Annotated in this window: 13 protein-coding genes; 5 read left to right on the forward strand and 8 right to left on the reverse strand. The window is 63.9% G+C overall.

The features are described from left to right. Positions 1 to 55 precede the first annotated feature (55 nt). From QNA11_RS15010 to QNA11_RS15035, 6 genes are read right to left on the reverse strand one after another with little or no spacing between them, the layout of a single operon-like run. Positions 56 to 1,402 carry an FAD-dependent oxidoreductase gene (locus tag QNA11_RS15010; protein ID WP_283483661.1) on the reverse strand — a complete coding sequence of 449 codons (1,347 nt, stop codon included), beginning with the start codon at positions 1,400 to 1,402 and terminating at the stop codon, positions 56 to 58. Positions 1,403 to 1,407: 5 nt separating this feature from the next. Then, positions 1,408 to 2,145 carry an enoyl-CoA hydratase-related protein gene (locus QNA11_RS15015; protein WP_202071060.1) on the reverse strand — a complete coding sequence of 246 codons (738 nt, stop codon included), beginning with the start codon at positions 2,143 to 2,145 and terminating at the stop codon, positions 1,408 to 1,410. Beyond that, complete coding sequence (locus tag QNA11_RS15020; protein ID WP_502867534.1) at positions 2,142 to 3,275, reverse strand: zinc-dependent alcohol dehydrogenase; 1,134 nt, start codon at positions 3,273 to 3,275, stop codon at positions 2,142 to 2,144. Before QNA11_RS15020 ends, QNA11_RS15015 begins: the two co-directional genes overlap by 4 nt. Next, positions 3,221 to 4,033 (reverse strand): ABC transporter permease, encoded by an 813-nt coding sequence (locus QNA11_RS15025; RefSeq protein ID WP_202071062.1) that lies wholly within the window; start codon positions 4,031 to 4,033, stop codon positions 3,221 to 3,223. The genes QNA11_RS15020 and QNA11_RS15025 overlap by 55 nt, the downstream gene beginning before the upstream one ends. Next, positions 4,026 to 4,814 (reverse strand): ABC transporter ATP-binding protein, encoded by a 789-nt coding sequence (locus tag QNA11_RS15030; protein WP_202071063.1) that lies wholly within the window; start codon positions 4,812 to 4,814, stop codon positions 4,026 to 4,028. Before QNA11_RS15030 ends, QNA11_RS15025 begins: the two co-directional genes overlap by 8 nt. Before the next feature lie 30 nt (positions 4,815 to 4,844). Continuing rightward, the gene (locus tag QNA11_RS15035) at positions 4,845 to 5,747 is read right to left on the reverse strand and encodes an ABC transporter substrate-binding protein (protein WP_283484219.1); all 903 of its coding nucleotides are present in this window, start codon (positions 5,745 to 5,747) and stop codon (positions 4,845 to 4,847) included. On the opposite strand from QNA11_RS15035, the gene QNA11_RS15040 reads away from it, so the two are divergent. Further along, a complete protein-coding gene (locus QNA11_RS15040; protein WP_283484247.1) occupies positions 5,643 to 6,098 on the forward strand; it encodes a hypothetical protein in 456 nt (151 codons plus the stop codon). The two genes, QNA11_RS15035 and QNA11_RS15040, sit on opposite strands and share 105 nt — an antisense overlap. Before the next feature lie 7 nt (positions 6,099 to 6,105). Here the strand turns inward: QNA11_RS15040 and QNA11_RS15045 are convergent, their stop codons facing one another. Together QNA11_RS15045 and QNA11_RS15050 are read right to left on the reverse strand one after the other, a co-directional pair. Beyond that, a complete protein-coding gene (locus QNA11_RS15045) occupies positions 6,106 to 6,849 on the reverse strand; it encodes a class I SAM-dependent methyltransferase (RefSeq protein WP_283483663.1) in 744 nt (247 codons plus the stop codon). Further along, complete coding sequence (locus tag QNA11_RS15050) at positions 6,749 to 6,979, reverse strand: FmdB family zinc ribbon protein (protein WP_202071066.1); 231 nt, start codon at positions 6,977 to 6,979, stop codon at positions 6,749 to 6,751. Before QNA11_RS15050 ends, QNA11_RS15045 begins: the two co-directional genes overlap by 101 nt. 247 nt (positions 6,980 to 7,226) lie before the next feature. On the opposite strand from QNA11_RS15050, the gene QNA11_RS15055 reads away from it, so the two are divergent. The 4 genes from QNA11_RS15055 to QNA11_RS15070 all read left to right on the forward strand — a co-directional run bounded on the left by QNA11_RS15055 (position 7,227) and on the right by QNA11_RS15070 (position 11,885). Beyond that, positions 7,227 to 8,147, forward strand: a complete 921-nt coding sequence (locus QNA11_RS15055) for a hypothetical protein (protein WP_283483664.1) — start codon at positions 7,227 to 7,229, stop codon at positions 8,145 to 8,147. Beyond that, positions 8,071 to 9,615: a Y-family DNA polymerase gene (locus tag QNA11_RS15060; protein ID WP_283483665.1), complete on the forward strand. Its 1,545-nt coding sequence runs from the start codon at positions 8,071 to 8,073 to the stop codon at positions 9,613 to 9,615. The genes QNA11_RS15055 and QNA11_RS15060 overlap by 77 nt, the downstream gene beginning before the upstream one ends. 122 nt (positions 9,616 to 9,737) lie before the next feature. Next, positions 9,738 to 10,799: a lysylphosphatidylglycerol synthase domain-containing protein gene (locus QNA11_RS15065; RefSeq protein WP_281929603.1), complete on the forward strand. Its 1,062-nt coding sequence runs from the start codon at positions 9,738 to 9,740 to the stop codon at positions 10,797 to 10,799. Between the two features lie 24 nt (positions 10,800 to 10,823). Beyond that, positions 10,824 to 11,885 (forward strand): ATP-binding protein, encoded by a 1,062-nt coding sequence (locus tag QNA11_RS15070; protein ID WP_283483666.1) that lies wholly within the window; start codon positions 10,824 to 10,826, stop codon positions 11,883 to 11,885. Positions 11,886 to 12,014 lie beyond the last annotated feature (129 nt).

Consider the following 12,014-nt stretch of genomic DNA (forward strand, 5'->3'; position numbering starts at 1 on the left):
TTCAAGCCGCCTTTTTTCTTAAGTCGAAGCCGGGGCTAGGAGACGGCCAAAGCGCTCACGCGAGTTCCACCAACCCGAGATTGGCGGCCAGACGTCTACGCAGGCGCCCAATCGGCACGTGGTCGAACCGGCCGCCGGTCAGATCGAAAGCGTGGGCGGCCGCGGCCCCCATTGCGATACATGGCCCCATCACGCGAATAGAGGACAGAGCGAGCGCGTCGCCATCCACGCATCGGCCGACTGCGAGCAGGTTTTCTACCTCGTCGTGAACCATGCAGCGAAACGGAATCGTATGGATGTGCTCCTCATCGAATGCTTCGAAATAAATTTGCTCCAGATTGTTGTGGAGCTCGATCGGCCAGGCGCAGCGGGCGATCGCATCGTCGAAGACCGTTCCGGCGCGCACATCGTCCGCGCTTAGCTGATAGCGGCTCTTGAACCACCGCGTCTGGCGCGCGCCGAGCGCGCCATATATGCTTACAACGGCGCGAGAAAAAGCTTCGGGAAATTCAGCGCGGAGAAAATCGACGGCGAGATCCATCTTGTCATGGCCCACGGCCACCATCTTACTTGCCTCGATGGGATCGAGAGGCGTCTCTACATGCGTCATATTGATGAGCGTCTCGCCCGATCCGGGCGCCATGAATACGAAGGCGTCGCTTCGGTCCAAGCCATAGGCGCGGCCTTTGTCGGCGAGGCGTGACCGCAGGGTAGCGCGATCGATCGCCGCGAGCGCCTGCTCATCGACATTGCGAAGAATGCCGTTCTGTGACCCGTAGATCGGTCCGGAGGCCGGCTCTCGCGTGGCGAGCCCACTCGTCCAGGCGATAGCGGCGTCTCCCGTCGCGTCCACGAAGGACTCGGCTTCGATGTGCACAATTCCCGAACGCGCGGCCACCGAAATGGAGACCAGACGCTCGTCTTCGACGCGAGCATCGAACAGCGCCGCACCGAGGAGTGGAGTAATGCCCTCGCGGCCCGTCGCGCGCTCGATCCAGCGCTGCAGAGCGACGCTATCGTAGTGCACGACGAACGAGTTATGACGGCTCCGAAGCAGCATGATGTCACCGCTCTTCCCGAGGTCGGTGAGTATTTCGTCCGCTATGCCGAAAACAATTTGTCTTGGGGTCGGTCCATTCGCATAGAACCCGCAAAAAGTGTTGATCTGCGCTGCGACGGACTGACCGCCAAGAGATCCGCCCGCCTCGACTAAAACGACCCGATGCCCCAGCCTTGCCGCTTCGATAGCGGCGGATACGCCGGCAATTCCCGACCCCACCACACAGAGATCAGTCGTCAAGACGCGCGGCGGGTCATCTCGGAGATTGCGGCGAATGATCGTGCCTGCATCGACGGCGCGCGTCGTCGCGGTCGGCCGGTTTCCCTTGTTATCACTAAGCACGGCGCTTATCTGCCGACGAACTCTGGTGGACGTCCTTCGGCCATCGCGCGTTTGCCTTCCGCTGCATCTTGACTCGCGCGGACCCCCGTAAGATCGCGCGTCGTCCGGCCGAGTATCTCCGATGGGCTCTGCACGAGCACATGATCTGTCACGAAATGCTTCATCGACTGCATGACGAGGGGAGCGCGCGTCGCGACGACATGGGCGATTCCGAGCGCTGTTTCCAGATGCTTTCCTCGTGGCGCGACGCGGTTGACGAGCCCGGCTTCATAGGCGCGACGCGCCGAGATAGGCTGCGATAACAGCAGAATTTCCATCGCGATCTTGTGCGGAACGCGCGCCGCAAGACCTGCTGCGAGACCGCCCCAGGCCCCGTGCGTTCCTTCTGGATAACAAAAGTTCGCGCTTTCATCTGCGACGCAGAGATCCGCGAACATATTGAGAGTAAAGGCGCTACCTCGGCATTCGCCAGCGACGGCGGTGACGATGGGCTTTTTCGTGACGGTTCCGATCGTCGGCATGCAGCGCCAGAGCTCTGTTACCGGGACATGGGGATCGGATCCAACGGAAAAATCATCGCCGGCCCCGGTCAGTACCGCGACGCGGCCATCGGATGCGTCGAATTGGGCGAACGCGTGTTGCAGTCCGTGGACGACGTCGATGTCGATGGCGTTTCGTCGCTCTCGGCGATCGATCGAAATTACGACAACATTTCCATGGGGGGCGATCGAGACGGCGGTCATGAACTTCTCTTTCGAGTAACCGGTGAGAGAATGATTTTCGAGGCCTGACGAGTGCGCGCCAATTCCAATGCCTCTACGCCTTGATCGAGTGGCATGCGATGAGTGATCATGTGGCGAATCCTTTCGCCTTCGGTCACGAGGCTGTCGAGCACACGTGGCCAGACATGACGCGGCGCGCGTTGTGACCCCCGGATTTGATGTCTTTCGCGCACGAGGCGGGTGAGATCGAGCGCTGCCGGACGCGGGTGTATCCCAGCAACGATCAGAATGCCCTCCTTCCGCAAGAATGTGAGAGCTCCTTGAACCACCTCCGGAACGCCGGTCGCCTCGAAAATAATATCGAATTTCCGGCCTGCGAAGCGGGACGCCAGCGCGGTTTCGAGGTCGCCGTCGCGCGTGTCGATAAGGTCCAAAAAACCCAGAGCGCGTAGCGTTTCGAAACGAAGAGGATCGTTCTTCCCCACGACGACGACCTCCGCGGCTTCGGCCATGCGGGCGTAAAGGGCGATCGCCTGTCCGATCGTGCCCGGGCCGACGACGAGCACTCGATCGCCGCGCATCACTCCGCCTTTCAGGACGGCTTCTTGCGCGACAGTTAATGGTTCAACGAGCGCAGCGAGTTCGTCGTCCACGCCGTTCGGCGCCTTAAGGCAATTGACGACAGGCACTGTGATCCAAGGCGCGAAACCGCCGTCAGCGCTGGTGCCTTTGGCTGATCGATGTTCGCAGTGTTCCGCTGCACCTCTCAGGCAATGTGCGCAACTTCCGCATGGGGTGGAAGGGATTACGGCGACGAGCTCGCCGGGCGCCAGGCCCTCTGCTTCACCGGCGACATCGACCACGCGTCCGGCGAACTCGTGCCCGAGCGTCAGCGGAAGCAATCGCGCCATGAAATTATAGCAGCCGCTCCATTCAAAGATATGCACGTCCGTCCCGCAAACGCCGGCGGCAGTGATTTCGATAAGCGCCTCGCCGGGGCGAGGAACTGGACGGGGAACCTCGCGAAACTCGACTCCGAAGGTCGGCGCAGTTTTTTGGAGAGCTTTCATGAATGACGATCCGATGAGCGAGCAGGTCAACGCCAGCGCAAGAGCGTGCGTTCGAGCGTCGCGATCACGGCCCCGGCACATGTTCCGAGTAGAGAGAGTACGAAAACGCCCGCGAGAAGCTTCTCGGAGTCCATGATGTTACCGGCGGCGAGAATATAGGCGCCGATCCCATATTGTGCGCCGATCATTTCGGCGGCGACGAGAAGCACGAGACCGGTGGAAATGGTTATACGCGCGCAGGCCAACATGGCCGGGAGGGCGGACGGCAGTACGACTTTGATGATGATCGACAGGCGAGCGAGTCCAAAGCTCTGGGCCATGCGTATGAAAGGACGTGGCGCGGCGTCCACGGCGGCGCATACGGAAACCGCCATAGGAAAGAAAACGCCGAGAGCAATCGTGGTTATTTTGCTGGACTCCCCGATTCCGAGCCAGAGTATGAAGAGGGGCAGAAGGGCTATCTTGGGGATGGGGTAGAGGGAGGAGATCGCGGCGTCGCCGATCGCTCGGCACCAGGACCAGAGGCCCATTGCGAGGCCGACGCTCAGGCCGGTGAGGCTTCCGATCGACCAGCCCAACAGCAGTCGCGTGAGCGACTGGCCGATATGGATCGCCAAGTCCCCTCGCGCTAGCTCGTGGTAGAGTGTCTCCAGGACATCGACCGGCCCCGGTAGCAGCAGCGGATCAATCCGCCCTGAAGTCGATCCGACCTGCCAGGCTCCGACGAGCACAGCGGCAAATGCCGGAGCGAACCACCGCTTCGGGGTGATCTCGAATCCACCGCCCCGGAATCTTACCGTGCTCGCTCCGATCGCAGATGACGCATGGACTTCAGACATCGGCTTGTTCCAGGGACAGAAGCTCTCGGTCAGCGTTGCGCGCTTCCGATCGAAGCAGGTTCCAGATGTCGTTCTGCATCGCCGACAACTCGCTCGCGACATCGGGTCGGCCGCGCTCGGCTTGCGGAATTCCGACGTCGACGATTTCGCGGATCCGGCCGGGCCGTCTGGAGAGCACGACGATCCGGTCGGAAAGTCGTACCGCCTCGTCGAGGTTATGTGTGACATAGAGGATCGAAACGCGGTCTCGCAGCCACAGGGTAAGGAACTCCTCCATCAGAAGTTCGCGCGTCTGCGCGTCTACGGCGGACAATGGTTCATCCATGAGAAGGAAGGCTGGACGAGCGGCCAGCGCCCTGGCGATGCCGACGCGCTGTTTCATGCCCCCGGACAATTGCTTCGGATACGCTTGTGCGAACTCGCGCAGACCGGTTCGCTCCAACACTTCTTCGATAATCTCAGCCCGCGCTTTTCTCGATGGTAGTCGATCCTCCAGCGCCAGCCCGACGTTGCCTGCCACGGTTCGCCACGGCAGCAGCCCGGCGTCCTGAAAAACGAAGGTGAAAGGGTTGAGGCTCGCCGCCGGCGGAACACCGACCGTGACAGCCGATCCTCGGCACGGCGCGATGAGGCCGCCGGCGATCGACAGCAGAGTCGACTTTCCGCAACCGGAGGGACCGATGACAGAGACGATCTCGGATTCGCGCACCGCGAACGAGACGTCGTCGAGGACGGTCAACGGCCCGAAGTCGTGCCCCAATCCTCGAAGCTCCAGTTCCATGCCGTCCTCCCCGAGGGTTCGAGGTCGCCTTCAAGTCGCGAAAGAGAGGTCGACGACGTGTTCGGCGTCGACTTCTCGCTTCACGAGCCCTAGGTCTTGCCAAAATCTGAGCACCTTGCGAACGTCCTCGACATTCAAGCTGGCGGCGGGATCGTAATAGCCGAAAGTCGAACTGATTTGCTGCCTGGTCTGGCCGGTGCGGCGAGCGACGATCTCGAGAAGCTCATCTCGTTCGTCGCTAGTGACCGGTCGGCCTTGCTCGTCGATCCGATTGACAGCTCTATTGCTAAAGGCCATCGCACGCCGATGCGCACGGATGAAGCGCTCTATCCCCGCGCGATTGGCGGCGATGACATCGGGGCGGGTAAACACGCCGCTTCCTTGCGTCATGTCGACTTCGGCCGTATTTCCGATGAAGACGCCAGAGCCTGCTCTAATCAAGGGGTCTGCGACCGTCGAGGGAAGGATGGCGCCATCCAGTTTTCCCGCTACAACCGCCGAACCGACGTTCGGTAAAGTTTGCAGAGGGAGGAGTTCGACTTGTGACAGTGGGAAGGCGAACTTCATAGCAATCACGCCGAACTGATAATGGAACGACGATCCAATGGTCGTTATGCCCAGGCGTCGTCCTCGAATGTCGGCGAAAGAGCGCAATCCGGCGTCGTAGCCATTGCGGCTAGCCACCAATTGGTTATTGGGAAAGGCCGGGTGCGGTCGACTATCGCCGCAGATGAGTTTCAGCCCGCCTTTTGCGGCGAGGTTGAAATAAGCGGCGGTGAAGGCGGTCATGCCGACGTCGATCGAATTTGCGACGGCGGCGACGGGCAATTGAGCGGCGGCGTCGAAATATTCGATTTGAACCTTCAAACCTTCGTCCTCGAAGAAGCCTTTGTCGGACGCGACAAAAAACGGCGCGGCGCTATTCAGACGCATAGTTCCGAGGCGCAGCACGGAAGATTCCGACCGTGCGACGCCGGGCAGGGCGAGAGCGGACGCGACGACCGCTCGATTGAAATATCGACGACAAATCATCACGCGCTCCCTCGAGACTGGGAACGAACTATCGCGAAGAAAATCCTCATCGCAATCTCTGTTTTATTTATGTGTTGCATAGTCGCGACTTATGTAAATTCATTCTCTGTTTCGGTGGCTGCAAGGTCGTGTGGACCGCGCGATGCAAAGCTCGCGGCTTGCGCCTTAGCCGCGAAAGGTTTCTCGCGTATTGGACAAAACATAGACGGCAAATCTCGACGAGGCCGCCTCGGAAGTTTGTCAACGAACTGAGAGCCGGTCAGGCGGGCTTTTGCGCCTCGAACATGATCGCTTGCATCGGCATGCTGCGCCCGACAGCGCGGGTGAGGGCCTCCGCATAGGCCTGCATGACGGTTTCCGGCTCGACGCCGCCGCGCTCGCGGATTTCGTCGAAAACCGGACTGCCGAAGACGATGCCGTGCGCGAATGCGAGGGCGTTGATGTCACGCGCCCGTTTCAGCACAGAGACAGAGATGTTTTCGAAGCCGCTGGCGAGGAGATTTTCCTTGATGGGGTCGATCGCCGCGCAGGCAACCGGCTCGCGCATCCATTGCGGCGGGTTCTCGGGGAAAAACCCTTTCAAGACCTCGAGGCAGAGGCTCGCCCAGGGATTATATTGCTCGGCGTCCCATACGGTCAGCGCGTAGCGGCCGTTCGGCCTGAGCGCGCGCCAGGCTTCTCGCATCGCCTTTTGATTTTCCGGAAAGAACATATAGCCGAACTGGCTTACAATGGCGTCGAAGCTCGCGTCCGGATAGGGAAGCGCGCAGGCGTCGACGGTGCTGAGCGCTCCCCCTGCGCAAGATCGCTGTTTTTCAGCGGCTTTCAGCGCGCAAGGGTTCGTTGCCGGACAGGGCGGCCGTTGTCCGAGGCCGGTCGGCGAAGGGGCGAAAGAGCCCCTCTTACAGCTTCCCGCGCTCGGCCTTGCTGAAATTGGAGAGATCGCCCTCGGCCGCCGCGCGGCGGCGCCACGAGCGGGCGATGGCCGGATATTTGATTTCATTGCAGATGCGCGACACCTGCTGCGTCAATTTGGCGGACCCACAGGCGGGACATTGCGGGGTGTCGGAAGCGCGCACCAGAAGCTCGAACTCGGCCTCGCAGTCGTTGCAGGCATAGGCGTAAAGGGGCATGTCGGTCCTCGCAGGGAATACATACGGGCGCAAGGCAAGCAAAACCTGTTCCTGACGCGAAAAGAGTAGAAAGCCCAATGGGCTCTGGGATGGACGACGCGCCAATGTCGCTTTTCAGACAAACCATCGGGCGCACGGCTCCAATGGTCTGCCCCGATCTTAGAATCCGGCTTGACTCTTCCTCAGGTGAGAACAAATATCGAACACGCGCCGAGGGCGCTCTCTCCAGATCAGGGCTTTTGGACCGATGTCGCAGAGCGGCGTTTCGGAACGCATCCTCTTTTTGCGCCGCCGCATCGCCGCCATCGAGGCGCGGGACGCAACGACGGCGCGCGACTCCCCCCGTCATTGCGAGGAGCGTCAGCGACGAAGCAATCCAGAGCCCCATCGCGGCCCTGGATTGCTTCGCTGCGCTCCCAATGACGGCGATGAGTTTCTGGAGCCGCTTTTCGCCGCCCGTCGCGGCGGCCTGAGCGAGATTTTCCCCGCCCGCCCGCCGGACGCGCCCGCTGCGGCGGCCTTCGCCCTCGCCATGGCGCTGCGGGCGCAGGCGGCGCGCGGCGGCGGCGCGCTCGTCTTCATCCTCGAGGATATGAGCGCGCGCGAATTCGGCCTGCCCTATGGACGCGGCCTCATGGCGGCGGGCGTCGATCTTTCCCGCGTCGCGCTCGTCAGGGTCCGCCGGCCGCGCGAGGCGCTCTGGGCCATGGAGGAGGCGTTGAAAAGCCCGGGCTGCGCGGCGGTCGTCACCGAGGCTTTTCTCGACGCCCGCCTCTATGACCTCGCCGCTTCGCGCCGCCTGCTGCTCGCCGCAAGGCGCGGCGGCGCGCTGGGCGTTCTTGCGCCGCAGGGGGCGCCGGCCGGACGCGTCTCCAGCGCCGCCGAATTGCGCGTCGAGATCGCCGCCAAATCTGCGCCGGTCCCTTCGTCCGCGCTCCCCGCGGCGCGCCCGCCGCTCTCTCCGCTGGCGCCCTTCCTGTGGCGGCTGCGGGTCCTCAAAGCCCGCGCCGGCCTTCTGGGCGCGCCGGGCGAGATCGACCCGGCGCAATGGCGCCACATCGCCTTCGATCCTGAAAGAGTAGCGTTTCGTCATGCGTTTCCTGAGCGTTTTCCTGCCGAGGCTCGCGACCGACCGCCTGTTGCGGCGCCGTCGCGGCGCCGCGCCTGAGGCCTTCGCCCTCTACGCCCGCGTGAAGGGCGCGGAGCGCCTGACCGCCGTCGACGCGCGGGCGCAAAAGCGCGGCCTTGCGCCCGGCATGGCGGTCGCCGACGCCCGCGCGCGTTGCCCGGCGCTGGCCCTGGCCGAGGCCAACCCGAAAGCCGACGCCGCGCTCGTTACGGGGCTCGCCGACTGGGGCCGCCGCTTCACCCCGCTCGCCGCGCCCGATCCGCCAGACGGCCTGCTGCTCGACGTGACCGGCGCCGCGCATCTTTTCGGCGGCGAGGCGGCGCTTCTCGGCGACATCGAAAGCCGGCTGCGCGCTTTGGGCTTTGCCGCCCGCGCCGCCATCGCGCCGGGCCCGGCCCTCGCCCGGGCGCTGGCGCGTTTTTCCGACACCCGCCTCGTCGCCGCGCAGGCAAAACAGGAAGAACTCGACCGCCTCGGTGCTTCTTTCCCGATCGACGCGCTGGGACTCGAAGCGGAGACCCTCGCCGGCATGCGCCGCGCCGGTCTGCGCGACATTGGCGATCTCCTCGAGCGGCCCCGCGCGCCGCTTGCCGCGCGCTTTGGCGCGCAGGCGCTGACGCGGCTCGACGCGCTCACCTGCCGCATCCGCGACCCCATCACGCCGCGCTTCGAGGCGCCGGCCTTCATCGCCGAGCGGCGCTTTCCCGACGGACTGACCCGGCAGGAGGATCTCGCGGCGACGCTGACGCGCCTCGCCGCCGATCTCTGCCCCATGCTCGAACGCGCCGGCGTCGGCGCGCGGCGGCTGGAGGCGGTTTTCTATCGGGTCGACGGCGCGGTGAAACGTATCGCGGCCGGAACCAGCCGGCCGCTGCGCGATCCCGCCCGCCTCGCCGCCCTCCTCGCCGAGCGCCTGTCGGCGGTCGCGGAGGAGGGGCTCGACACCGGCTATGGCTTCGACGTGCTGCAACTTGCGGCGACCGAGGTCGAGAGCGCGGCGGCCCCGCAGACGGCCTTCGTCGCCCCGCCGCGCGGCGGCGGAGCCGACGAAGACCTCGGCGATCTTCTCGACCGGCTCGGCGCGCGGCTCGGCCTGCGCCGCGTGCTGCGGCTGCACCCGGAGGCCGCGCATCTGCCGGAATTCGCCGTGGCCGCCGTTCCGGCCGCCTTCGGCGCGCCTCGGAATGCGCCCCACACTGAGAAATGCGCGGAAAGCGCGATGCGGCCGCTGCGGCTTTTCGAGCGTCCGGAGCCCATCGAGGCCATCGCGCTCTTTCCCGACGGCCCGCCGCTCAAATTCCGCTGGCGGCGGGTTCTGCGTGAAATCGTCGCTTTCGAGGGGCCGGAGCGCATCGCGGCGCCCTGGTGGGGCGATGCGCCGCAGCAATTTACCCGGGATTATTTCCACGCACAGGATAAAAACGGCCAATTGTTCTGGCTCTTCCGCGAGGGGCTTTACGGGCGGGAGACGGATGCTCCCCGCTGGTTCGTGCATGGTCTGTCTTGACTCGACCGGCCCGAGCGCCAAGCTAAAAGGCGGTTGCCCGTCATTCTGACGTCATCTTTTCAGGACGAAGTCTTTGGCCGGCGCTCGCGTGGCGAACCGGCCCCACCTCCAACGAGCGGTAGATGCAACAAGACGAGGACCTCGCCATTTCGTCTCACTCCGGCCTGCCGGCCGTCGTCCGGCGCAAAAATTTCTTCGAGTCGCTGCAGGAGCGCCTTCCGCATGGGGCGAGCCATGTTTTCGGCGTCCTCGCCAGCCTCGCGCTCTTCGGGATCGCCGCCTATATCCTCGCCAACACCCTTTCGCATGTCCGCTTCGCCGACGTCGCCGAGGCGCTGACGGCGACGAGCGGCGGTCAGATTCTCGCCGCCCTTTTCTTCACGGTCCTCTCTTACGTCGCGCTCACCGGCTATGACGTCTCGGCGCTTCGCCAGATCCGCCATACGTCGCCCTATCGCGTGACAGCGCTCGCCTCCTTCGCGAGCTACGCCATCTCCTTCAATCTCGGCTTTCCGATCGTCACCGGCGCGGCCGTGCGCTACTGGATTTATTCGCGCGTGGGAATGACCGCGCTGCAGGTCGCCAATCTCACGGTCATCACCGGCGTCACCTTCTGGCTCGGCATGACGGCGGTCGTCGGTTTCACGCTGGTGAAGGCGGCAGGCTCGCTCGCCGCGCTCGATCGCCTGCCCACCCCGCTGCACACAGCGATCGGCGTCCTCATCCTCGCGACCGTCGCCGGTTACGGCGCCTGGGTGGCGCTCGAGCCGCGGCGCATCCGCTTGCGCGGCCATGTGCTGGAAATGCCGGGCGTGGGATCGACCGTCGAGCAGCTCGCCGTCGGCGTCGCCGATCTCTGCGCCGCCTCGGCCGTGCTGTACATGCTGCTGCCGGCAGGCGTCGACCTCGATTATACGGCTTTCCTCGCCGTCTATGTCCTCGCCTGCATTCTCGGCGTCGTCAGCCATGCGCCGGGCGGCATCGGCGTCTTCGAGGCCACGATGTTGCATGCGCTGCCGGGCGCATCGCAGGAGAGCGTTCTCGCCTCTCTGCTGCTTTTCCGCGTCGTCTATTATTTCCTGCCCTTCATCGTCGCGCTCGCCACTCTCGGCGCCGACGAGGGCGCGCGCCGCTGGGGCGCATTGCGCGACGCCGTTGCGCGCATCATCGAAGAACGGACCTGACGTTCAGCCGGAAGCGATTTTCACATGGCGCACCTCAAATGGCCCGCCGAGGATATGCTCGGCCCCGTGATCGACGCGCTGGCGGAGCCCGTCTTCGTCATCGACGCGGAGACTCACGCGCTCGCCTTCAATGCGGCGGCCCGCGTCCTTGCGCCGACATTGCGCATCGGCGAACCTTTGTCGCGCAGCCTGCGCTCGCCGGACATGCTCGACGCCGCCATGCGCGTGCTCGCCGGCGGAAACGCCGAGAAGGCCTCATGGGTGGAGCGTCTTCCTCTCGAGCGCTGGTTCGAGGCGCATATCGCGCCCATTCGCTTCCCCGGCTACGCGACCGCCGCCATGATCAGCATGCGCGACTTGACGGAAGCGCATCGCGTCGAACGCATGCGCGTCGATTTCGTCGCCAACGCCAGCCATGAATTGCGCACGCCGCTCGCCTCGCTTCTCGGTTTTGTCGAGACGCTTCAGGGTCCGGCGAAAAACGATCCGGCCGCGCGCGATAAATTCCTGAGCATCATGCGCGAGCAGGCGCAACGCATGGCGCGTCTCGTCGACGATCTGCTGTCGCTCTCGCGCATCGAGCAGCATATGCATGTGCGGCCGGCCGAAGCGGTCGATCTCACCATGCTCGTCGCGCATATCGTCGACACGCTGACGCCGATGGCGGAAGAAAACAACATTCCGCTGGCGCTCGACCTCGAGCCTAATGTCATCGTCCCCGGCGACCGCGACGAGCTCGCGCGGATCGCCGAGAACCTCATCGAGAACGCGCTGAAATACGGCCAAAGCGAACGCGGGCCGGAGCCGGTCGAAATTTCGCTGGCCCGCAAAGGCGTGACCGCCGTCTTCTCGGTGCGCGATCATGGCCCCGGCGTGGCGCAGGAGCATATTCCGCGCTTGACCGAACGCTTCTACCGGGTCGACGCCGGCAAGAGTCGCGCGAAAGGCGGCACCGGGCTTGGCCTCGCGATCGTCAAACATATTGTGCTGCGCCATCGCGGACGGCTCGGCATAGAGTCCGCTTTGGGCGAGGGGTCGCTGTTCCGTGTGACGCTTCCGGCAATCGATCAAGCTCAAGGAAAGTGACTAAAATGCTGTTTTTATATGAAATTCTTATGTCATCGTACTGTAATAAAACTATCACAAAACTCTCTTGCCTGGCCGCTAAAGGACTAGGGCGTGACAGGCGCTCCGCGCCTCTCGTGTAATATTCTC

It is taken from the genome of Methylocystis sp. JR02, from assembly GCF_030063565.1.
GTDB classification, from domain to species: domain Bacteria; phylum Pseudomonadota; class Alphaproteobacteria; order Rhizobiales; family Beijerinckiaceae; genus Methylocystis; species Methylocystis iwaonis.